This is a genomic window from Chitinophaga niabensis (genome assembly GCF_039545795.1).
GTDB lineage: Bacteria > Bacteroidota > Bacteroidia > Chitinophagales > Chitinophagaceae > Chitinophaga > Chitinophaga niabensis_B.
The window spans coordinates 540,721-564,540 of sequence record NZ_CP154260.1; the positions used below are offsets into that span (position 1 = coordinate 540,721).

The 23,820-nt window shown below is 45.2% G+C and carries 17 protein-coding genes; 10 read left to right on the forward strand and 7 right to left on the reverse strand.

Translation table 11 applies throughout. The annotated features are described in order from the left end of the window. Nucleotides 1-88: 88 nt before the first annotated feature. Nucleotides 89-1,873, reverse strand: coding sequence for a hybrid sensor histidine kinase/response regulator (locus AAHN97_RS02380; protein WP_343305952.1), 1,785 nt, complete (start codon nucleotides 1,871-1,873; stop codon nucleotides 89-91). A 218-nt stretch (nucleotides 1,874-2,091) separates the two neighbouring features. Here AAHN97_RS02380 and AAHN97_RS02385 point away from each other — a divergent pair, with 218 nt between their 5' ends. From AAHN97_RS02385 to AAHN97_RS02430, 10 genes are all read left to right on the forward strand, one after another. Beyond that, entirely contained in the window at nucleotides 2,092-3,135 is a 1,044-nt protein-coding gene (locus tag AAHN97_RS02385; protein ID WP_343305953.1) for a glycerophosphodiester phosphodiesterase, read from the forward strand. Nucleotides 3,136-3,332: 197 nt separating this feature from the next. Continuing rightward, the gene (locus AAHN97_RS02390) at nucleotides 3,333-3,929 is read left to right on the forward strand and encodes an OmpH family outer membrane protein (RefSeq protein WP_343305954.1); all 597 of its coding nucleotides are present in this window, start codon (nucleotides 3,333-3,335) and stop codon (nucleotides 3,927-3,929) included. Between the two features lie 87 nt (nucleotides 3,930-4,016). Continuing rightward, complete coding sequence (locus AAHN97_RS02395; RefSeq protein ID WP_343305955.1) at nucleotides 4,017-5,438, forward strand: APC family permease; 1,422 nt, start codon at nucleotides 4,017-4,019, stop codon at nucleotides 5,436-5,438. Between the two features lie 116 nt (nucleotides 5,439-5,554). Then, nucleotides 5,555-6,112, forward strand: a complete 558-nt coding sequence (locus AAHN97_RS02400; protein WP_343305956.1) for an RNA polymerase sigma factor — start codon at nucleotides 5,555-5,557, stop codon at nucleotides 6,110-6,112. A 67-nt stretch (nucleotides 6,113-6,179) separates the two neighbouring features. Continuing rightward, a complete protein-coding gene (locus tag AAHN97_RS02405; protein WP_343305957.1) occupies nucleotides 6,180-7,121 on the forward strand; it encodes a FecR family protein in 942 nt (313 codons plus the stop codon). 200 nt (nucleotides 7,122-7,321) lie between these two features. Continuing rightward, nucleotides 7,322-10,642 (forward strand): SusC/RagA family TonB-linked outer membrane protein, encoded by a 3,321-nt coding sequence (locus tag AAHN97_RS02410; RefSeq protein WP_343305958.1) that lies wholly within the window; start codon nucleotides 7,322-7,324, stop codon nucleotides 10,640-10,642. 12 nt (nucleotides 10,643-10,654) lie between these two features. Beyond that, the gene (locus tag AAHN97_RS02415; RefSeq protein ID WP_343305959.1) at nucleotides 10,655-12,481 is read left to right on the forward strand and encodes a RagB/SusD family nutrient uptake outer membrane protein; all 1,827 of its coding nucleotides are present in this window, start codon (nucleotides 10,655-10,657) and stop codon (nucleotides 12,479-12,481) included. A gap of 25 nt (nucleotides 12,482-12,506) precedes the next feature. After that, a complete protein-coding gene (locus AAHN97_RS02420; RefSeq protein WP_343305960.1) occupies nucleotides 12,507-13,691 on the forward strand; it encodes a BT_3987 domain-containing protein in 1,185 nt (394 codons plus the stop codon). Nucleotides 13,692-13,695: 4 nt separating this feature from the next. Further along, complete coding sequence (locus tag AAHN97_RS02425) at nucleotides 13,696-14,502, forward strand: endonuclease/exonuclease/phosphatase family protein (RefSeq protein WP_343305961.1); 807 nt, start codon at nucleotides 13,696-13,698, stop codon at nucleotides 14,500-14,502. A 125-nt stretch (nucleotides 14,503-14,627) separates the two neighbouring features. Next, nucleotides 14,628-15,167 (forward strand): RNA polymerase sigma-70 factor, encoded by a 540-nt coding sequence (locus AAHN97_RS02430; RefSeq protein WP_343305962.1) that lies wholly within the window; start codon nucleotides 14,628-14,630, stop codon nucleotides 15,165-15,167. Between the two features lie 106 nt (nucleotides 15,168-15,273). Here AAHN97_RS02430 and AAHN97_RS02435 read toward each other — a convergent pair whose 3' ends face one another. From AAHN97_RS02435 to AAHN97_RS02460, 6 genes are all read right to left on the reverse strand, one after another. Next, nucleotides 15,274-16,044 carry a hypothetical protein gene (locus tag AAHN97_RS02435; RefSeq protein ID WP_343305963.1) on the reverse strand — a complete coding sequence of 257 codons (771 nt, stop codon included), beginning with the start codon at nucleotides 16,042-16,044 and terminating at the stop codon, nucleotides 15,274-15,276. 85 nt (nucleotides 16,045-16,129) lie between these two features. Beyond that, on the reverse strand, nucleotides 16,130-16,330 hold the full coding sequence (locus AAHN97_RS02440; RefSeq protein WP_343305964.1) for a hypothetical protein: 201 nt from the start codon (nucleotides 16,328-16,330) through the stop codon (nucleotides 16,130-16,132). 75 nt (nucleotides 16,331-16,405) lie between these two features. Beyond that, complete coding sequence (locus tag AAHN97_RS02445) at nucleotides 16,406-17,839, reverse strand: hypothetical protein (RefSeq protein ID WP_343305965.1); 1,434 nt, start codon at nucleotides 17,837-17,839, stop codon at nucleotides 16,406-16,408. A 75-nt stretch (nucleotides 17,840-17,914) separates the two neighbouring features. After that, nucleotides 17,915-21,046, reverse strand: a complete 3,132-nt coding sequence (locus AAHN97_RS02450; protein WP_343305966.1) for a TonB-dependent receptor — start codon at nucleotides 21,044-21,046, stop codon at nucleotides 17,915-17,917. Between the two features lie 45 nt (nucleotides 21,047-21,091). Next, complete coding sequence (locus tag AAHN97_RS02455) at nucleotides 21,092-22,024, reverse strand: FecR family protein (RefSeq protein ID WP_343305967.1); 933 nt, start codon at nucleotides 22,022-22,024, stop codon at nucleotides 21,092-21,094. A gap of 49 nt (nucleotides 22,025-22,073) precedes the next feature. Next, the gene (locus AAHN97_RS02460) at nucleotides 22,074-23,426 is read right to left on the reverse strand and encodes a S41 family peptidase (RefSeq protein WP_343305969.1); all 1,353 of its coding nucleotides are present in this window, start codon (nucleotides 23,424-23,426) and stop codon (nucleotides 22,074-22,076) included. Between the last annotated feature and the right edge of the window lie 394 nt (nucleotides 23,427-23,820).

Below are 23,820 nucleotides of genomic sequence, written 5' to 3' on the forward strand. Positions count from 1 at the left end.
ATAAAGGGGGCACCACAAGTGCTCCCTTTTTTTATAGGAAAGGATTTTTAGATTATTGCAGGCAAGCAGGCTGTTGTCGGTTCGGGTTTCAGATAACCACGGGTTGTGGTTTCAGGTATTTCCCCACCACTTCATACAAAGGCCTGAACTGAACAGGTTTCAATACATAGTCATTCGCACCGGCCTGCATCACTTCTTCCACCGCTTCTTTGAATGAATCTGCTGAGATAGCTACCACCGGAATATCTTTTAACCTGGGGTCTTTCTTCAGCTCAAGGAGTGTTTCATATCCATCCATCACGGGCATATGCATATCCAGCAGTATGAGGTCCGGTACCTGGACCCTGGCTTTTTCCAATGCCTGCAGGCCGTTATCTGCCAGGATCAGTTTGCAGCGGGAACGGGAAAGGAAGTTAGAGAACACCATCTGGTTCATCATATTATCTTCCACCACTAATATTACTTTATCGCTGTAATCCACATCATCTGGCAGGAAATTAGTTTCAGCCGCGGCAGGAGGGAGCACATGTTCTTCCTTAGGGAAGGCGGCAATGAAAGTGCTGCCGCCATCTTCATTACGCCGCACTTTGATCTCTCCATACAGTAACTGCGTCAGCCGTTTGGCGATGGGCAGGCCAAGGCCGGTGCCATCAATAAAGGCATCCTGCTTTGTGATAAAAGGATCAAAGATGGCCTGCACCATTTCTTCCGGAATGCCTGCGCCCTGGTCACTCACGGCCAAAGCCCACTGATCATTTTCCGGGTACAGGTGAACATTAATTACGCTGTTGTCAGCGGTGAACTTAATAGCATTGATCAGCAGGTTGTTGGCAACCTGTGTAAGTTTTACTTTATCGCTGATCATCCTTTCCGGCATATCCAGGTCTATTTCCAGTTCAATTTTTACACCCTTCAGGTCAGCCACATATTGGTAGATATGGATAATGTTGCTGATCCATTCCTGCATATTGAAATGATCCTTCCGCACATCGTCCAGCACACCGGCTTCCAGCTTGGATAATTCCAGCACATTATTGATGATCTGGGTAACATTGTAGCTGGCGGAATGAAGATGGATGATCAGTTTGGAGATGGACTTTAACTGGTCTGTTTTATCCATTTCCATCATCAGTAACTGGCTGATCCCGTAAATGGCATTCAGCGGATTGCGGATCTCGTGGCTGGTTTCCCGAAGGAAAATACTTTTGGTGAGATTGGCTTTTGCCAAAGCTTCATTCGTGCGTTCCAGTTCCACAGCATGCTGCTCAAGGTTATGCGTAGTGCTTTTTATTTTAAGCAGCAGCCGGTCGTTCTGCCAGACGTATAATACAATGGTGAGGCAGCTAAGCAGTACAATCACGAACAGGGCTGTATAATGCACCATCAGTGCAGTGGCTGGTTCAAAAACAATAGGAATGATCACCGGATAATGCCGGTTAAGTTCCATTAAAGCCAGGGCCACAAAGGTGGCGGTAATGGAAATAACCCGGGAGCTGATGTCCTTCAGGATCAGGAAGGATGTACCAACAATAAAGATGGCCAGCAGGCTGGCTTCCATATTCAGGCTGAGCAGGCAGCCGAAATAGACCACTGCCAGCAGGTTGGTGAACTGAACAATGATGGTAGCTGCGGTATACAGCCTTAATCTGTTACATAAAATACCCGTAAAAAAACAGGCAGCTTCTGTGAGTACACCATAGAGGATCCCTTCCTCTTTGGATATAAAATAATAATAGAGGCCAAAGATCAATGCCAGCATGCCGGTGAAGAGCGCAACAGCATTGTTGCGTAGTATCCGGGCACGCTGATCATCGTCTGTAATGTTAGCGGTGCCTGCATACAGGATGGAGCGGATCTGGAGCTTAAGCCACATGGATTATCATTTTTACATGGATATGAAGGGGCATGCGATGGTATATGGTTAATGTTTTGGCGGTTTTTATTCTTTAATGGTAATTTAATCAAAACCATTCACGTTTACAAGAGATTCATATTACCTTGGCGAGAAATTAAATTGTAAGTAAAATACAACAATATAAAAGTATATTGTAAGCCGAAAAGTAACTATTTGAAAGATAAAAACACAATACCATGCGTCTACGTTATAGACTGAGCAAAAGTCTGATTATGATCCCTGCATTGATGGCAGCAGTTGCGGTTCATGGGCAGGTGCCTTCCCTGCTGTTGAACAATTACAAGATCCCCGCGGCTAAAAAAGGTGCCCTGGTGGGACAGGTGTTTAATGCTCAGGGTGTTGCCCAGGCAGCTAAACTGGTGGAAGATACCTCAGGCCTCTTCATCATCAGCAAAAAAGGGGAATTACGCCTGAATAAGAAAAACAGTGTGGCGGCGAATGTGCCTTCCTTCAAATATGCCGTAACCGTTCAGAGTGGCGATGCGCGCGAAACTTTTATCCTTGTAAGAGATGATTTTCACCGTAATAAAGTGGTAGCTCACCGCGGTGCTTGGAAAAATACAGGCTCCAGCCAGAACTCCCTCAGCTCCCTGAAAGATGCTATCCGCATTGGTGCAGAAGGTACTGAATTCGATGTATGGCTGTCAAAGGACGGCATACCCGTACTTTCTCATGATAACCATATCGGGGGTAAAAAGGTCGAGGAAACATTAGTGGCAGATCTTACCACCATACCATTAAATAAAGGTGATCATGTTCCTTTATTTGAAGATTACATCCTCGAAGGCATGAAACAGAATACTACCCACCTGGTACTGGAGCTGAAACCTTCCGGTTTAGGCAAGGTAAGGGGAGAGGAATTGGCCACCAAATGTGTGGAACTGATCCGCAAACATCAATGTGAGGCCTGGATGCTGTACATCAGCTTCGACTATAATATCTGCAAAAAGATCGTGGAACTGAACCCTTTTGCCAAGGTGGCTTACCTGAATGGAGATAAAACACCCGCAGAGCTGAAAGCAGACAAGATCTGGGGTTTTGACTACAACTTCAAGGTGATAGATAAAGACATCAATATCATTAAGGATGCGAAGAAAAACGGCATCAACGTGAATATCTGGACGGTGAACAAACCCGAGCAAATGGATGCTTACCTGAAAGCAGGTGTGGATTACCTGACTACCGATGAACCCGAGATATTGCTGGAAAAAGTTAAATAAGACATTAATATGCCAACTAAGAGGCCGTTTCCTTATGGGGGCGGCCTTTTGTATATAACAGGCAGGTGGCCTCACAAGATTAATTGCACATCTTTATAAAAATCCATTTTAACGTTTTTTTATATCCCAAAAACCTTATTTTAGCCGCCTCAAGATTTCTATTTCATATTATAAGGGTTAAAAATCTACCGATCAACATGTACACTCGTCAACTTTTTGTGAAAAATGGATTATTCCTGGCGGCGGTAGCCGGTGTATTCGCATCCTGCCAACAAGCTAATCAAAAGAACGCCGCAGCTAATAATTCTTCTGTACAACAACCCGCCTCGGGCGCAGTTCTAAAGCTGGCGTATGTAGATATTGATTCCCTGGAAGCACACTACGACTACTTTAAAGAAAAAAAGGCGGCACTTGAAAAAGAAAAAGAGCAAGCCCAGAATGAGATCAGTGCCCGCGAAAGGCAATTACAGAACGAATTACAGGTATTGCAGCAAAAAGCGCCTACTATGACGCAGGCAGAAGGTGAAGCAGCGCAAATGGGCCTTCAGAAGAAAGCCCAGCAGCATGAACAAAATCGCCAGAACCTGTATGCACAACTGCAAACCAAAGAAGCACAGTTCAATGAAGACCTGCAAAAACGCCTGGATGAAAGCGTGAAGAAATTCAATGCAGACAATCGTTATGCTTTCATTTTCTCCTATCGCAGCGGAGCTACCAATATCCTGTACAAGGATGAGGCTTACAATGTGACCACCGAGGTGATCAAGGAGTTGAACGCAGCCGCTAAAAAATAAGTCGCAGGATGTAATCCTGAAATATATTAAATTTAATCCCGGTATATTACACCGGGATTTTTTTATAAACCACCTTATCAACCTCACATGTCAATCAACCAGGAAAACTCTTTCAAACCAAGTCTAAGTCTGGTGGATGCCACCATGATCGTAGCCGGTTCCATGATAGGATCCGGTATTTTTATTGTATCCGCGGAGGTAGCACGCTCCATGGGCTCTTCCGGATGGATGATGGCCATGTGGGTATTGGCGGGTATTGTAACCCTGATTGCTGCGCTCAGTTATGGAGAACTGTCCGGCATGTTCCCTAAAGCAGGTGGGCAATATGTGTACCTGCGGGAAGCTTACAATCCATTCATCGCCTTCCTCTTTGGATGGACGCAGTTCGGGGTGATCCAAACGGGTACCATTGCTGCGGTGGCCATGGCTTTTGCCAAGTATGTAGGTTACCTGGCGCCGGAACTGGGGGAGAAGAATTATCTCTTTGAAATAGGCAGCTTTCATGTGTCTGTAGCACAGGTGGTGGCCATGCTCTCTGTTATCCTGCTCACTTTTATTAATACAAAGGGAGTGAAAAATGGTAAGATCATTCAAACTGTTTTCACCTTTACCAAACTGTTCTCTCTTTTTGGATTAATCATCTTCGGATTGATCATCGGCGCCAAAGCAGAGATCTGGAATGCCAACTGGGCAAATGCCTGGGAGCTGAACAGTCTCAGTATGGCGGATGGCCAGCTGGTGACCACCGGTTTAACCACTATGGCTTTCTTTGGTGCAGTGGCTGTTTCCATGAAAGGTACTCTGTTTTCCAGCGATGCCTGGAATAATGTAACCTTCATTGCCGGAGAGATCAAAAATCCGCAGAAGAACATTGGCAGGGCATTGTTCCTGGGTACTTTTATTGTAACCATTATTTATGTAGCCGCCAACTTCATGTACCTGGCTGTACTGCCTTTCAACGAGATTGCTTTTGCGCCTTCAGACAGGGTGGGTGTAGCAGCAGCAGAACGCATTTTCGGAGCGGGGGTTGGTGCTGCAACCATTGCAGTGATGATCATCATCTCTACTTTTGGTTGTAATAACGGATTGATCTTATCCGGTGCGCGCATCTATTATACCATGGCTAAAGACGGACTGTTCTTCAAACAGGCCGGTGAACTGAATAAAGATGATGTACCGGGTTTTGGCCTTTGGATCCAATGTGCCTGGACCTGTGTACTTTGCCTCAGCGGTAAGTATAACGACCTGCTGGCCATGGTGATATTTGGTGTACTGGTATTCTATGTGATCACCATCCTGGGGATCTTCATCCTGCGTAAAACACGGCCGGATGTTCCCCGTAGTTACAAAGCTTTCGGGTATCCTGTATTGCCGGCATTGTACATCCTGATTGCATTGTCACTGGCTATTCTGCTCCTGATCTATGAGCCTAATTACGCTATTCCGGGATTGGGTATCATCCTGTTAGGTATACCACTATACTTCATTGCACAACGCAGTAAAAAATAAAGAAAAGGCCCGGTGATCCATCGGGCCTTTTTTCTTAACAATAAACTAAAGGGCAGCGGTTAACTGTTAATTTGATTCTTAGTTATTTTTGGGTATTTTAACAATTCATGAGCGGAATGACCAACATAGAAGAAGCCGAATGGGTGCGCCGTTTCAGGGAAGGTGATCTTCTTGCGTTTGAATGGTTATACCATCAATATGCAAAGGAAATGATGGATGTTGCTGCAGGGAAACTGGTTTCCCTGGAAGAGGCAAGAGATATCATTCACGACCTGTTGGTAGAACTCTGGGGAAAACGTGCGCAGCTTCACATTGAACAATCCCTTCGTGCTTACCTGATGAAAGCCGTGCGTTTCAGGGTGATCGATCATTTACGCCGTAATATGTTACACGAAAACTATCTGGCAGCAGTAGAAACATCGGATAATGATGTAGATAACAGCACCGGTAATACCCTGATCTATAAAGACCTTGACAATGCGGTTTCAGCAGAGCTGGACCGTTTGCCGCCCCGGGCCCGTGAAATTTACCGCCTCAGCAGGCAACAGCACATGAGTGTGAATGAGATTGCCAGCACCCTCAATATCTCCAATCAAACCGTAAAGAATCAACTCACCATGGTTTTGAAGCAATTGCGCTTTTCCCTGAAGCGGATGTTCTTTTTCTTTCTCTGAAAATATTTTTGCCCCTTATAGTACCACCGTATTTTTTCATTCGACAATATAGATGTAAAGTCCAACGATGGATCAAGAGCAATTAAGCAAACTACTGGATAAATACCAGGCCGGCACCTGTACTCCTGAAGAGGAAGAGCAGGTGCTGAACTGGTTAAACAGCAGGAATACAGATCAGGGTGAATGGCATAACATGACGGCTACGGCGCAGCAGGCATACCTGGATGCGCTGTACAAGGATGTTCGCCAGTCAATTAAAATACCGGCCCGCCGGCAGCCGCTGCGTATGATCCTGCGCGTAGCAGCCATTGCCGTAGTGGTATTGGGTGCTGCATTGATGTATATATTGATGAACAGGCCTGAGCAGATGGAAACCATAGAGAGCCTTGCAGGCACCAAAAGGATCCAGCTGCCCGATGGTTCTGTGGTGGTGCTGAATGCAGCAAGTAAACTGCACTATATGGCAGACTGGGAAACAAGGGAAGTGATCCTGGAAGGGGAAGCTTTCTTTGATGTAAAGGCCAGCAGCGAATTGCCTTTTGTGATCACCAGCGGTGAAGTGCGTACGCGGGTATTGGGTACGAGTTTTAACATCCAGGCTTATCCCAAAGATGGAAAGATCAGTGTAGGTGTGATCACCGGGAAAGTGGAAATGAGTAAAGCCGCAGAAAAAATAATACTGGAAAAAGGAGAAGCCGGTGTGTTTGATAAACAGCAGGGAAAGCTGAGCCATGGGGTGTTTCAGAAGGAGCCGGAAGCATGGGTGAAAGGAGAGCTCAACTTTTTCCATATGCCGCTGTCAGAAGTTACGGTGGTATTGCAACGCCATTATGATGTCAGCATAGAGATCAGTAATAATAGTTCAAAACAATGTGAAATAACAGGCAGGTTCCATGTCAACCAAACGATAGATGAAGTATTGCAATTAATATGTAAAACAATTGATGCCACGTATAAAGCAGATGGAAAAAGGGTCATTATCCACGCAGAGAACGGCTGTCATCATTAAAGACTAGAAATTATTATTTCCCGGAAGTTTAAAAATACCTGACAGGTTTGGCAACAAGCCTGAACGGGATTCCTGTAGCTATAAAGAAAAAGCCCCCCGTGCGAGCGCCAACCTGCACATGGGGGCCATGTTTAATGTTCCTAAAAACGATCAAATGTATGGATTTTTACCGGTTCTCTAAACACACAATCCTTGTCATTATGAGAGGGTCAGTTATTGGGTTTGCCTTCCTGTTATTTTCACTGCAAATGGCATTTTCACGCAGTGCGGAAGGTCAGACTGTATTAGACAAAAAGGTCAGTTTGCAGCTAAGGAACGAATCGCTCGAAACTGCGCTGAAATTACTGGGCGAGCGGGCCGATGTGGCTTTTATCTACAGCACACATGCCTCCCTGTCTCAGCCTGTGAACTTAAAGGTTACAGACCAGAAGCTGAGCGACCTGCTCAACCAGTTATTACTGCCGGCCAGGCTGAACTGGGAACTGGTAGGCCGGAGTGTAGTGATCCGCAGTGCGGCAGCTCCAGCTCCTGTTGCTGCTGTAAAACGCATAGACCTTGAGATCACGGGTTTCGTGAAAGATGGTTTAGGCAATGCGCTGCCAGGTGTTACGATACGCGTAAAAGCAAAATCCGGCGGTACCATCACGGACGAAAAAGGGGTATACAAGATCAATGCAGATCCCAAAGACTCCCTGGAGTTCAGCTACATCGGTTTCAAAATACAAACCATAGCCGTGCGCAACAGGGATGAGATCAATGTAGTGATGGAAGCGCTGGAAGGTGGTTTGAATGAAGTAGTGGTGATCGGTTTCGGGCAACAGAAAAAGATCAGTCTTGTTGGCGCACAATCTTCCGTAAAACCCTCGGAGCTGCAGATCCCGGCTTCTAACTTAAGTACTGTGCTGGGTGGCCGCCTCTCCGGTGTTATTTCCGTACAGCGTAATGGTGAGATCGGCGCCGGCGCCGATGTATGGATCAGGGGTGTATCTACTTTCGATAATGCACTGAGTAAACCATTGATCCTTGTAGATGGGGTGCCTCGTGATATGGGCAGCCTGGACCCTGAAGACATTGCCAGTTTTACTGTGCTGAAAGATGCATCTGCTACTGCAGTGTATGGTGTGCGTGGTGCAAACGGTGTAATACTGATCACCACCAAAACCGGTAAGATCGGAAAACCAGTGGTACGTTTAAGGTACAATGAAGGGATCACACAGCTCACCAAGATCCCTGACTTTGCAGACGGCGTTACCTATATGAAAGCTTCCAACGAAGCGCTGACCACAAGAGGCGGTGCTCCTATGTATTCGGATGAAATGATAGAAATGACGCGTAACCAAACGGACCCTGAATTATATCCTGATGTGAACTGGTTTAAAGAACTGTTCGATAAATATGGCCGTAGCCGCCGCGTGAACCTCAATATCAATGGCGGTGCGGAAAAAGCCAGCTACTATGTAGGCGCCGGTTATTTTGATGAAGTGGGTATGTACAAAAAAGATGCACTCAATAGCTATAATAGTGAAATCGCTATGAAGCGATACAACGTTACCACTAACATCACTTTACAACCTACACGCACTACGAATGTTAAGTTAGGTTTACAGGGTTGGCTCGCGAATGTGAATTACCCCGGCTCCAATGCTGCGGACATTTTTGCGAAAGCCTACTTTGTAACGCCCATCATGTATCCTACCATGTACAAAGATGGAAAGATACCTGATATCCCTGCAGGTGCCGCCGTACAGAACCCCTGGGCATTGCTGGCACACTCCGGTTATGCGAATCAGTGGCGCAATCAGTTATATTCAAACTTACAGGTAAGGCAGGACCTGGATTTTCTTGTGAAAGGCCTTTCCATTAATGCCATGTTTGCTTTTGATGCTTACAATTACACCAGCCAGCGCCGTACAAAAAAACCAAGCACCTACCGCGCTACCGGAAGAGATGCTGATGGCAAGCTGATCTACCAGGAAGTATTGCGCGGAGATGATTTCCTCGGTTATTCCAATGCAAGGCAAGGTAACCGTTCTCTGTATAATGAAGCGTCACTGAACTATGTGAATGAATTTGGTAAACACAGCATAGGTGCTATGCTGATCTATAACCAAAGCGATAAGATAGACACGCAGACAGAAGACCTCATCCTCTCCCTGCCTACCCGTTTCAGAGGAGTATCCGGCCGTGCTACCTATGGCTATAACTCCAAATACTTCCTGGAGTTGAACTTTGGTTATAATGGTTCTGAAAACTTTACACCGAAGAACCGTTATGGATTTTTCCCTTCAGGTGGTGTAGGATGGCTGTTATCTGAAGAGAAATTCTTTGAACCGCTGAAACAGGTTGTACAGGTGGCCAAAATACGTTTCTCACATGGTATTGTGGGCAGCAGCAACATCACCGGCAGAAGGTTTGCGTACATCGCTACAGTAGAAACTATTCCTGCCAGTGGCAATGCCTATACCTTCGGTAAGAACATGAACAATAACTATATAGGAAGGGAACTGGGAGAATATGCGTCAGATGTAACCTGGGAAACATCAGAGAAATCCAACCTGGGTTTTGACCTGCAGATCCTGCAAGGTATTAATGTACAGGTGGACCTGTTTAAAGAAAGAAGAGAAGGCATCTTCCTGCGTAAAGAATCTGTGCCTGCTTATGCCGGTTTGCGGAGAGTACCTTTCGGCAACGTAGGGATCATTGAGAACAAAGGTGTGGATGGTTCCGTTACCTGGTCCGGCAAAATAGGCAAGGATATTAAGTTCCAGCTATTGGGCAACTTCACTTTCACCCGCAACAAGGTGATTGAAAATGATGAACCAGCACGCCGTTATCCATGGCTGGAAGAGCGTGGTTTGAAAGTGCAGCAGAAGTTTGGATACATTGCTTTGGGGATCTTTGAAAGTGATCATGAAGTAGCCAACAGCCCAAGGCAAACAGGTGATACCCGCAGAGGTGATATTAAATACAAGGATCTGAATGCTGATGGTGTGATCGATGCAAATGATAAAACAGCGATCGGTTACGGTCCTATTCCGGAGATTGTATATGGCGTAGGGTTAACGCTCTCTTATAAAAACTTCACCCTCTCTGGTTTGTTCCAGGGTATTGGGAATGTAGATATCTATCTCACCGGTCAGGGTATGATCCCCTTCCAGCAAGGTATGGCCAATGGCAACCTCTTCAGTAATATCGGGGACCGGTGGACGGAAGAGAACCCAAATCCCAAAGCATTCTATCCGCGCTTAGCGCCCGGTACCGTAAATGATAACTATGCAGAAAGTACCTGGTGGTTACAGAATGGCCGCTACATCCGTTTAAGGAATGCACAGCTGGCTTACAGTATGCCCAAAGCTTTCCTCAACAGGGCAAAGGTGAAGAGTGCGTCTGTATTCGTAGAGGGTGTGAACATCCTTACGTTCTCTCCATTCAAACTATGGGATGTTGAACTGGGTAATGGCAGTGGTGCTGCCTTCCCGCTGATCAAAACATTTAGCGCCGGTATTGACTTTACTTTCTAAAATCACAAACTCATGTACAGATCAGGAATCGCTCTTTTTCTGCTGACGATATTTTCCTTAACTGCCTGCCAGAAGAATTTCCTGGACCAGGTGCCGGATGACCGTATTACCATAGACCAGGTGTTTAACCGCAGAGACCTCTCTGAACAATACCTGGCCAATATTTACAACACTGCTATCAGGGACCATGCAGGCGTTACCGCAGGTATTCCCTGGATTGGTTGCTCTGATGAAGGAGATGTGTCCTACGACCGTGTTGATTACTATTCTTTCAAGATCAATATCGGTAACTGGAATGCATTGTCCAATTACTACAACTTCTGGCAGGGATACTACCAGGGTATCCGTTCTGCTACTTACTTTATATCCCGCATAGGTAAGAATGAGCAATTGCTCCTTGAACCGAACGGTGCAGAACTGATCAAACAATATACAGGAGAAGCCAGGTTCCTCAGGGCTTACTGTTACTTCCTGATCATGGAGCAATATGGTCCTGCAGTATTGGTAGGGGATGATGCTATTCCTGTTGACTTACCGATCAGTGATCCGCGGCTCAATCTGCCGCGCAGTTCTTTTGATGAATGTGTGAATTATGTAGTGGAAGAACTGGATAAAGCAGCTACGGAATTACCGCTGCATTTCACTGTACAAAGTGAAATGGATTATGGCCGTGCTACCAAAGCAGCCTGCATGGCTGTGAAGGCACGCCTGCTGCTGTATGCGGCGAGTCCTTTATTCAACGGGAATAAAGACTATGCAAATTTTAAGAACACAGATGGTAAACAACTGATCAACCAAACAGAAGATATCACCAAATGGCGCAGGGCAGCAGATGCCTCCAAGGCAATCATAGATGAAGGGCTTTTCTCTTTGTATAAAAAGAGCGATCCCATCATTTCCCTGCGTGATCTTTTCTTAGATACCTGGAACAGCGAATGGATCTTTGCACGTGCAAAAAGTTCCATCTCTGCCTGGGAGCGTACCGCTACACCGAGAGGTATTGCTGCAGGATATTCTGCAACAGGCCCTACACAAAAACAGGTAGATGCCTATGAAATGGAAAATGGTATGCGGCCCATTACCGGCTATAATGCAGATGGTTCTCCTGTCATCAATACAGCTTCCGGTTATAAGGAAACAGGCATGTCTACCGCAGCAACCAAATACACGACTGTTGGTACCTACAATATGTATGTGGGAAGAGAGCCCCGCTTTTATGTAGCCGTATCTTATCCGGGCAGCTACTGGATCAATCCTTCAGAAGGGAATAAAGTGATCCAGACCTGGTTCTCCGGAGAATCAGGTAAGAAAGGCTCCTGGGACCATTCCCGCACTGGTTACCTGAACCGTAAAAATGTATCGCCTTTAACCAATCCACGTCTCAGTAAATACCAGGACCGGGCCTATCTCATGTTCCGTTTCGGAGAAGTGCTGCTGAATTATGTAGAAGCATTGAATGAAGCAGAACCCGGGCATAGCGATATCCTCTTGTACCTGAACATGATCCGGGACAGGGCAGGTGTGCCGCAATACGGCCAGGGCGCCAATCCTTTGCCTGTGCCCAATGGACAGGTAGCAATGAGAGAAGCCATCCGTCATGAACGGCAGGTAGAACTGGCATTTGAATACCTCCGGTATTTTGATACCCGCCGCTGGAAGATCGCAGAACAAACAGAAGGTGGTGCATTTTATGGTATGAACGTAGATGCAGATCCACCGGCATTCTATCGCAGGTCGGTATTTGAAACAAGAGTGTTCAGGAAGAACTATTATCTCTTCCCGGTACCGCAATCTGAAATAGACATTGACAAGAACATTGTGCAGAACCCGGGATGGTAATTGATCACGTTTAACATTATTCGATATGAAGTATTTACTCAGTATACTATCAATTATTCTCATTTCCGCCTGTAAGTACGATAAGGATATCCCTCATCCGGAATTGTATGAAAAGGTATATATGCCACAGGCCGTGAACCTGCCTTCCATCGTGAACCTGGTGATGGCAGATACACCACAGACCATCATCTTCGGCGCTGCCTTTGGCGGGCCGCGTAATAACAGCAATAACCTGGAAGTAAAGTTCAAGGTAGATGCATCGCTTGTAGCAGCTTACAATCAATTGAACGGCACTGCCTACGAAGTGATGCCGGCCGGCAGTTATGAACTGTTGCAAACCAGCGGTATCATTGCCAAAGGGCAGCAAAGTACTGCACCGCTGAAGTTGCAGATTAAAACAGCGGGTGTACTGGAATCACTGAAGAAATATCTTTTACCGGTTACGATAGAGCAGGTAACAGGAAATCTACCGGTGAATGAGAACCTGCGCACCGCCTACTTTTTAGTGGAAGCACAAAGAGACGGCCTGAACCTGAAAGTGATCTCTTATGGTAAGAAGTCAACCGTATTTGATGTGAATGCGGTGGCAGATGTTTTACGTCCATTAGGTGGAGATCTGATCGTGATCAGGGAGATAGACAAGAATACTAAACGCAGCGGTTACGTAGATATGCCTGCGGAGATCGCGAAGAAGCTGGGTATGTTCAGCTACTTTGCCAAAGCTATTAATCATGATGGCGGAGAATATGGTACCGCCGTGTTATCCAAATTCCCGATCACAGACAGTGCGGCATTTATACTGCCCACACCTTCCGGCGAACCCGGTCCGCTGGCTGTGATCAAAGTGAAAGTAAAAGAAGGGCAGATCCTCACATTTGCCGGTACACATTTCAATGCGAACGTTACTTTAAGAGCTGGCCAGCCGGCTAAGTTACTGGAGTTCTTACAGCCTTATGACGGGCCGGTTATTGTTGGCGGTAACTTCAATGATCAATTGGCAGGAGATACCTACCTGGCCTTAAAAACACGCTTTACGCTGATCTGTACAGAAGGTTGCGCTTTCAACTACCCGGCTACCAACCCTGCCAGTAACACAGACTATATTATCTATTCACCTGCTAACCGTTTCAGGGTAGTAGAGAATAGAGTAGGAACTGTTTCCACCAGTGATCACCTTCCTGTAATTTCTCAAATGCAGGTTTATTATTAGTAGTATGATAAGATTGATTTTATTGTCCTTTCTGGCGCTCTCCTGTGGTAAAAGTAATGGCGGTACCAATCCTCCGGTACCGGTGGATACTTCCGTAAAGGTGCGTGTTAAAGTGCTGAGTTATAATATCCGCAGGGGTATTCCCATGACCGGCACTGCGATAGATTTGCAGGGAACCGCAGATGTGATCAAATCTATTCAGCCGGACCTGGTAGCCCTTTCTGAAGTGGACCGCTATACAAAACGCAGTGGTGCTACAGTAGATCAGGCAAAAGAATTGGGCAGGTTAACCGGTATGTATCATTACTTCACCAAAGCCATGGCATATGATGGTGGTGAGTATGGAGATGCCGTGCTTTCCCGTTTCCCTATCCTGGATTCCCTGCGGCTGGAATTACCGATCGCGCTGGCAGGTTCTGAACCAAGGTCTGTGGCTATGATCACCGTAGAAGCAGAAGGTATGAAGTTCAACTTCGCTGCTACGCACCTGGATCACCTGGGAGCAGAAGATAACCGCATTCTCCAGGCAAACAGGTTGGTGAAGGATCTCACGCAAACTCCTTTGATCCTGGCAGGTGACCTGAATGCTTTGCCAACGAGCCAGACGATTGGCATCTTAAAACAGCAGTTCACCATGGGATGTTTGAATTGTGCTTATACTTTTCCTTCGGATAAGCCGGACAGAACGATCGATTATATTATGTATAAACCCGGAAATCATTTCAGGGTGATCAGTTATGGCCCGGTCACCGGAAAGCTGGCCTCAGACCATTTACCGCTGGTGGCTATTTTGCAGATGACTAAAAAATAATAAAGAACCATGTGTATGCAGGCCCCAAAGTGATCCGTCACTTTGGGGTTTTTGCTTTTAGTATGTTAACATTCAAGTAACATGTAACGCTTACATTTATCCACGTTAATTTCAATTGTTCCGCAATGCCTGAAATCCCAGCTAAAGTGCTTTTTGACGAGTTGTTTGTCACAAACCGGGACAAGATCTACCGCTTTGCGTTCAAGCTAACCAATGATGCCGCAAGAGCAGAAGAAGTTACGCAGCAATGCTTTATCAGGTTATGGGAGAATATTGATAAAGTGCAGCCAGGGCAGGATATTTTCCCTTTATTGTTTGTGTACGTAAAGAATATCATCATTGATGAAACCCGCAGGTTATACCGGGAAAAGAAAAACCTTGGTGAGTTAACCCTTCATAAAAAGGAGGTCCGCGAAGAGGGATCTGCTGAGAATACCTTATTGTACAAAGAGTTGCGTAAAGAAATGCAGCAACTCATAGCCCGGTTGCCGGAACAGCGAAGGAATATTTACCTGTTGAGCCGGGATCAGGGGCATACCCACAAAGAAATTGCTGCCCAATTGTCCCTATCACCTATGACCGTCAGGAATCATCTGCAACTGGCGGCACAATTCATTCGAAGAGAGCTGATGGCTCGTTATGATATGGAAAAGATCACGCTGTAAAAACAGCGTGATCTGCTATCTGATAAATGAACTTGTGGAGAATGCATTTCTGAATGCACGAAAAATTTGAACACTGTTTTCAAAGCCGGGTTTCCGGTAAATCACTTTAGAGCTCAATTGGCTGCACACTATAGAAATACATAACTGTTCCGCCTCCCAGATCTAATTCATCTGCTGTGGTGCTGATAATATGTTCTTTTCCGGCAGTAAAGCCCAGTACAGCCAGATCATTGCCACTGGTATCTAATATAAATTCACCTGTATCCGCATTTTTATACCGTATAAAATAGGTAATATCCATTTGGTCACTGTCTTTCATGGGCACTATAACCACTTTTGGGTGCAGTTTCAGGCGTTGATAATTTTCAAATACGGTTAATTCGTCAAATTCACCGGTTGTATTATTGAGTTTATATAACACAACATCTACCTTTAACGTATTACTCTGTATGGCTGTGGGCAGTTTATTGAATAACTGAAAGGATGCAGAATCGTTACCAAAGCCTGATTTACCTTTCAGGAAACTTTTAATGCCAAGATCTTCACTGAAGGCCAGGCGTAAATTCATTTTTTCTCCACTCTTTACCAGTACGTTCGTGTCCAGCAATACTTCATTTGACCCCTTCTTGCGGAAAGTGACCTTTGTTTTTTTGTCAGCTGCCAGGATCTGTGCTTTGTAACTCCCGGCAGGACCTGCAACCAGCGAATCTTTCAGCATGCTGCTTTCCATATATACCTGCAATGCTGGTGTGCCTGGTAGTTGTATCAACTCCAGTTCCAATAACCCAAAGGATTGTTCTTCCACTGGATTACCTTTTTTACAGGCCATTGTTAATAAGAGGAATGCAGCGCTCAAAAATGTAAATGTTCTTAGCATACTTTTCGTTGATTTATATATTTTAATGTAAGTGAGAATGACCATTAGTTCCGGTAACGCCTTCTACTGTTGTGTGGTTGGCTTATCAGGAGGTAAATACGATCGGGCAACTGGCAATGCCTTGTGCATCTGTTACACCCTCTGGTGTACCTGGGTTACCGCCCGAAGGAAGTATGCCAGGTATGCCACGAATAAGGGTTCCGGATTCGATGGTAAGGGTTGTTGTGCCTGAAGTATTTTCTACGGATAGCACTGCAGCAATGATGTAATAGAAAAGCCGTGACATATTTTCTGATTTGAAAGTAAGTGTGGAAAGCTTTCCTTTCCACACTTACAAAAATTAGAAATTGAAGAATACCGATTATTGGAATCTAACCCATGATCCGGTCCAGTCTGTACCACCGAAAACAAATGCACCAGCATCAACCGGAGAATTTGCAGGGCTGCTGGCTTGTGGGAAGTAGTTAGCTGCGCCACCGAATTCAGAAGGGCGAACAAAAGGATTCACCAGTCTTACATTCAGTGATTGTGCAGCAGTGTAGCCCAGGTTACCTGAAGGCGTAGTCAGGGGAGTGAACACACCACTTACCTCTTGCGCGTACGGACGAACAAATGCATTAGACAATACGCTGGTCAGAACAGTTTGACCATTATTGTATGCATTGTAGCTATTGCTGATGATCGGGGTCTGATCAAAAACAATACCGTTGTTGAAACCGATAAAGATGCTTTTAGAAAGCGTAGTTTGAGAAGATCTGCGGATGTGTGCAGAACGGCCATATCTACCTGTTCCTGAAGGAGCGCCATTAGTAATGGAAGCTGCTGCAGCGGAAGAAACACCTACCAGGGTAATGTGGCTGAGTACAGGTTTAGTGATAGGAGTTGCAGTAGAATCTCCTGCAGCGTTGTTATCACTTTCGATACCGTTAGATTGGCTCTTATCTGCACGGGCAGGGTCAACAACAACCAAAGCAGTATCAATTGTACCTACATAACCATTGTCAAAATCCAGTGCATCATCCAGTGCATCGATAGATACAAGGTGAGAAGCATTTACAGTACCACCAAAGAATTCGAAGCCATCATCATTTGATTTGAATACTTCTACATTCCTGATCACAGTACCGTTACCAACGCCACCCAGGGTTAAACCATTGAGCTCATTGTCAACAGCCAGTTCCCAACCAGCATATTCAATACGAACGTGCGTGAGGATACCGGAATTATCACCTGTTGAGCTACCACCATAGGTGTTATCATAAGTAACACCGCCAGCGAGGTTATTGGGAATGCCTTCAACAACAGAAGAAGTTGATCTGTTGGTAGGCGCTTCACCCAGGATCACAATGCCACCCCAATCTCCGGGAGCAGGAATTCCTGACCTTTCTCTGTAAGAAGTGAATACGATAGGGCATGATGCAGTTCCCTGAGCATCAATAAAACCTGTTTTGGTGATCACGAGAACACCACCTGGAGTACCAGGATTACCACCTGATGCAGGAGTACCAGCTAAACCGCGGATGATAGTACCAGGCTGAATAGTGAGTGTAGCACCTTCAACAGCTACCACACCATCCAGATAATAAAGGGTGTTGCTGTTTAAAGTAGTGTTGGTAGAGATCTTACCACTTAAAATTACAGGGCCTAATGTATCAGTGCACGGAGACAATGGCGTGGGGCCGGCATTCAGAGCACGGAAATCACCTTGTTGTTGTACTTTGTTTTCCTTCTTACATGCAGTTCCGAGTACCATCAGACCGGCTGCAACTGTGAGAATTAGGGTTGTCGTTTTCATAAAATTTTGATTTCTGATTTAAGTTAACAATGAGTGCCTGATCAGGGCTATACATAGTACGTACATATGTGCATGTTAAAAACTATAAGAAAGGGTGGCGCTGTATGTGCGGCCTGGTCTTGCTTCATAATCAATCTGGTCTTTTCCTTTCTGATAGAGTAAGTCTTTTATGGAAGGGTCCTTTCTTCCATTTGTGATTTCCCCGTCTGCATAAAAGTTCCGGTATACAATGTTGTAGCTGTCTAACAGGTTAGCAATGGCTAGTCTCACCTCCGCTTTTTGTTTCAGGAAACGGAAAGCAACCTGTCCATCCAGGGCCTGTATTGGCCTTTCAAATAGCGACTCCCTGTAGAATTCAGAGGGGCGGAACATCCTGTTAGTAACATAATTGTATACAAGGCTGAGAGAGAACGGTTTGGTATCATAATAAATACCTGCGTTCACCATATAGTTGCTGGCTCCTGTTTGTGGGCGTTTTTCTGTTCTGCCAACAGAATCTATGATGATCAGTTTGCTGGTAGCCGGATCTGTGAAAGTCTTGGAGTATCCTTGTTTCACTTTTGCATCCAGGGCCGTAAAGTTGCCATATAAAGTGACGTTCTTCAACACCGGTACTTTTGTGAAAGCCAACGTTTTCCGCATTTCTATTTCCAATCCAAGGTTAGTGGCGCTGGCGTTATTGGCTAGTTTGTAACTCCTGTTATCTCCTTCTTTATATATTTCCATTGGGTGTTTAAACTCTTTGTGGAAGAGAGAGAGCGAAAGTATCTCTCCGGGGCCTGGATAGTATTCGTATCTGAAATCGAGGTGCCTTACCAGTGTAGATCTTACAAGTGCGCTATGGTATTGGCCTCCCAGTTCAAAATCATACTCACTGAAATAGGATAATTCACGCAGATCGGGACGGATGATACTATTGGCATAGGCCAGGCGGAGGTTCATTTTTGAAGTGAGGCTATAGGTAAGATTAGCAGAAGGGAAGAGGCGCCAGTTTGGGTCTCTGTCTTTTACTGCGTCACTATAGGTGCTGTCCAGTAATGCGTTTACATTGTTCATGTTATAATACTCAGCTCTCAGACCCCATACGAGGCGTAATTTCTCACCAAATTTATTGTCGAACATACCATATACGGCGTGCAGGTTTGCGGTTTTATCAAAGTCATCTGCGAACTGGCTTACTACTATCTGTCCTCCTCTTTCCGGTATAAATGTTTTTGAAATGGGTGGAAAATCCTGGGTGTTGTACTGTTGTGATCCGGTATTCAGTACATAGAACAAACGATCTTTCGACCATCCGCCGTAGCCGGTTTTAAATGTATGGTCCCAATTGAACAGTTTAAACGGTATGGAGGCAGAAACATCCCATGTATAGTTCTTTTCGAAAGCACGGCTCCATAAACGCAGCGCCCCGGCATTGATCCCATTGCTAAATGGGTTGGAGATGTTCATATCATTTGTTGCCAGGTAGTCGCTTTCAATAATGTCAGCCTTAAACTGATGATTGTCTGGCTTATTACGGTCCAGGTTAATATAAGCACCCAGCCATTTAAGTTTAACACCTTTGTTACCCAGTGCGTATTCTCCTTTCAGCTGGTGCTGAGTGAGCGCTGTTTGCGTGGTAAGGTCGTAATAACCTAACAGCGTTGCAGAAGGATTTGCGTGTGCACCTTTACCAAATACAAGTTGCTGGTCGTACATACGCAGGTACATAGCCTGGTAAGAAAGCCGTAGCTTTTCATTACGGTAACCGATACCGAACATTCCTCCCAGGTTGGTGGTGAAACCATATCTTTTACCATTAAAGCTAACCTGCTCGCCTTCGGAACTGCCTTCAAATCCATCACGGCTCATGCGGATATCCTGGGTAGCGAAGGTATTCCTGTAGCTCAGTGCCAGTATCACACCCAGCTGATCTTTTGCAGATAAACGGATAGCGCGGCCTGCAGAGAGCTGATAGTTCTGCGAAGGACTGGCATTCATATCATAGAGGCCCCAGTTGTTGCTGAACATCCGGGGATTTTTGCCACCGGCATTATATGCAGCTATTACATCCTTTGTATTACTCCAATCCAGTTTACCTAAAAGGTTCCGGTGGGGAGCTGCTTGTGCCCGGTATTCACTTCCGTCTAATTCAAGACTGCGAAAGTTCTTATTTGTAGTGTTAGAGTTTACACTACCGCCAACACCGATGTTTAAAAAGTTATTGACTGGAATGTCCAGCGTATTTACTTCTACCAGGCCGCCACCAAATTCTGCATTCCTGTCAGGAGTTAACGTTTTTACTACCGTTACGTTGTCTACAATGTTAGAAGGGATCAGGTCGAAGCTGAAGTTTTTACGGTTCAGTTCTGTGCTGGGCATAACCTGGCCATTCAGTACAGCCTGGTTGTAACGCTCACTTAATCCGCGTACTACCACATATTTATTATCCACAGTGGCCAAACCGCTAACTCTTTTTAATACCTCCCCGATATTTTTATCCGGTGTGCGGCTGATCTGTTCAGCACTTATACCATCTGTAATAGCTGAGTTATTCTTTTGTATAGCGTATAAACCTTCTACGGAAGCACGTTTGTAATTGGCTGTTACAGTTACTCCTTTCAGACGTGACCCCTCGCTTTTTAATACGATATCCAGCGGAACGTTCTCTTTATTTTTTACAGTGATCTCTGTTACTTTGCGTGTTTCGTAGGAGATATAGCTGAAGGTAAGGTTGTATATGCCGGGAGAGAGGTTTAATTCATATGTTCCATCCACATTACTTACAACACCGGGGCCATTCTCGGCTATGATAGTTACACCTGGCAGCGGTTCATTTTTGTTGTCCACTACTTTCCCGCTGATGCGGCCTTTTTCTTCCACAGGTTTTTTTTCCTGACGGCCCTTGCGTAGTGCAATGGCATTGTTTGAAAATTCAATATCCAATGGTGCGTAGATATCCATATAACTCAGAACATCTTCCAGTTTACTGTCTTTAAAGCGAAGGTTGCTTAAAGTACAGGCCTGCAGGTATTCAGGGTCATAGGTAAAAGAGTACTTCGTTTGTTTTTCCAGTGATTTTACCACCTGAACGGCAGTAGCATGTTCCATATTAAGGGATACCTTATCTGCCAGTCCTTTATAAGATTGTGCAAATAAAGAGGACGGGAGGATCACACAAAAGAACATAGTGGTCCCTTTACAAAATCTTTGTGTAGATTTTTGCATACGCGATTGAATTGTTTTTATTGTTAAGAAAGTGGGAAACAGGTTTTATTGCTTGCGCTCATCCCCGGTAATGATAAAATGATTAGTTCCTGATAAGCGATAAGAAAAATTATGAACATACCGTAAAACGTTCAGAATATGTATGGCTCCTTCGTTCCTGTTAAATACTCCGGTTACTTTCCGTTTCCCTAACTGGGCATTGTCGAATATGATGGTGCATCCATAGCGGCTTTGTAATTTGGCAAAAGCATCCTCAAGCGAAGTACCTTCAAAGACCACCTTCCCGTTCTTCCAATCCAGCACTGTTGCTACATTAAATGCTGCAGGTAGTTCCAGTGATTTACCTTTCCTGTACCGTACCATTTGGCCCGGCTCTAACAGGTAGCTTTCGGAGACTGTAGATACAGACACCTTTCCGGCAGTAAGGCTCACCTGTATACTTCCATCTGCCTGATTACCGGTAGCAATATTGAAAGCGGTTCCCAGGGCAGTAGTAACCAGCCCGTCTGTATGTACTTTAAATGCGCGGCGACTGTCCTTCGCCACTTCAAAATAAGCTTCTCCGTTCAGCCACAACTCTCTGCTGGTGTCATTGTACTGCGATGTATAAATAATGGATGAAAATGGTCCCATGAATACTTTAGATCCGTCTGTAAGGGTCAGCAACTGTACATGGTCGCTTTTGTTAACAACGGTATCATTATGAACGGTTGCGGCTCTGCCGGTATCTTTCCTTTCAGACTGCCATAGCCATGTGCCCCCCAGTATCAGCATAGTTACTGTTGCAGCAATACCGTACCAGCGGCTTATTTTTTTTACCGGAACAATTACTTCTTCTTCTGCCGTAGCAGACCATACTTCATGCAGGTAAGCGTCCATTTCCTCCGTTTCCCCTTTTTGCAGATACGCTTCCACGCGCTCCACTTCTTCCGCCGTGCAGTTTCCTTTAAAGTACTTTTCGATCAATTGCTGGTCCATATAAAGAGTACGTTAGCAACTAAGCGATGTACCAACCGGAAAACGGAGTTTACAATTTGGTAATATTGTCGCTGGAACGGTACAGGGTTCTGGCGGGTATAGCCGGATGCGCCAGGCGCAGGTTCACAGGGTTTGAAGGGATTGTGGCTCCATAGATCAGTTCCAGCGCTTTGCGTAACAATACATCCTGTGTAGCCCCCACTTCGCTGAGCGGCAGGGTAGCTGTTTCATCTATCGGGTATTTGGGCAGGATGCCGTTTGCATAGCTTCCTTGCCCCAGTTTATTTTGCAGCTTATATATAATAGGTGTAAGTACCCAGTTCACCTGCCTGGGGCTCCGGAGATCCCTTAGAGAAAAGGAGGCTTCGTCCTTTCCATGGGTATTACTGCCTATCTGAACCACTTCCAGGAAGGGAGGAAGGTTGTTCACCAATAATTCTGATGCGGACCCGGTACCCCCTGTGGTAAGAATGTATACTTTATTTATATGTATACCGGCGCTGGCCAGTTCTGTATATTGTTTTCCGGCATTGGAAGCGGATGTTTGCAATGCTGCCTGCAGGGTTTGTGTTTTTCTTCCTTCATATTTATTACCCTGATAAATAACATATACTTCCTGCTGGGTTAATTTATCAGCTATCAGCGTACCTAATTTTGCACTGCTGGCTACACTGCCGCCCGCATTATACCGCAGGTCCAGGATCAGCTCTGTAATACCGGCCTGCTTGAATTTATTAAAAGCGGTCAGGAGGGCGGCATCATAATTTTCATCGAAAGATGAATAATAGAGATAACCTGTTTTTTTCCCGTCCTGCTGAAATACACGGGTATAGTGAACAGCATTCTCATTGGCATAACCGGGGGAGAGCTGGATGTTGCCCCCTTCCTGCATAAACACCTCATTCTTATATACAGCAGCTGCGATGGTGAGTGACCCTGCTTTATTCAATACTTTATTAATGGTGTTCATATTTTCCGCAGTAATGGTTTGCCCGTTCACTGCCATGAAGTAACTGCCTCTTCTCAATCCTGCATTGTAGGCGGCGCCGTTTGTATTCACAAAAGTAACCACACCAATAACCTGGCTACGTACCTGGGTGATAATGTAGTGAAAACCAAATATGAAATAGCTGTTGGAAGATGGAGCGATACCATTTCCGCTGAGGTAGGAAAAACGGTCTTTTTTGGATAACAGGCTGGTAAAGAACTGGTCAGAAGGAAGTGAAAAATCCGGTTGGGCCGGTATCTCATCCTGCCAGTAATAGAACCGCCGCATACTATCCAGTATCCATTGATTAACGCGGCCCAGACTGTCTCTTCGTTCAGGCGGCGGGGTTGTGTCATTTTTGCGGCAAGCGGTTAACAGCAAAAGGCAAAGGATATAACAAAAAAATGGTTTCACGGGGATTGATTGTAGAATAAATCTACCGCGCTAATTCAGCGCTACCAAGTAATCCGGGTAAAATTAATATTAAGTTTCAGCCTTGTGCTGATCACTAACATCGCAGTTTTCAATGCGTTGCGAAGTCCTTTTTTTCATTCGTTAAAAAATTAACCACTGCAATATTATCACAGCGGGGCGTTGTAATTTAGTAGTGCACTCAAGCAAAAGACTTAAGACAGATTTACCAGTTTAGCCTGACAAATAAGTGAACAGTCAACTTGATAACCCAACAATACCTGAATTAGAAATATAACCAGATAAAGACACGGACGATCTCCCCAAAAGGTCCTCCTCACAGATAAGATATTTACCATGCTGTTATTAGCATTGTTGCTGTCGTCACCAACTTGCT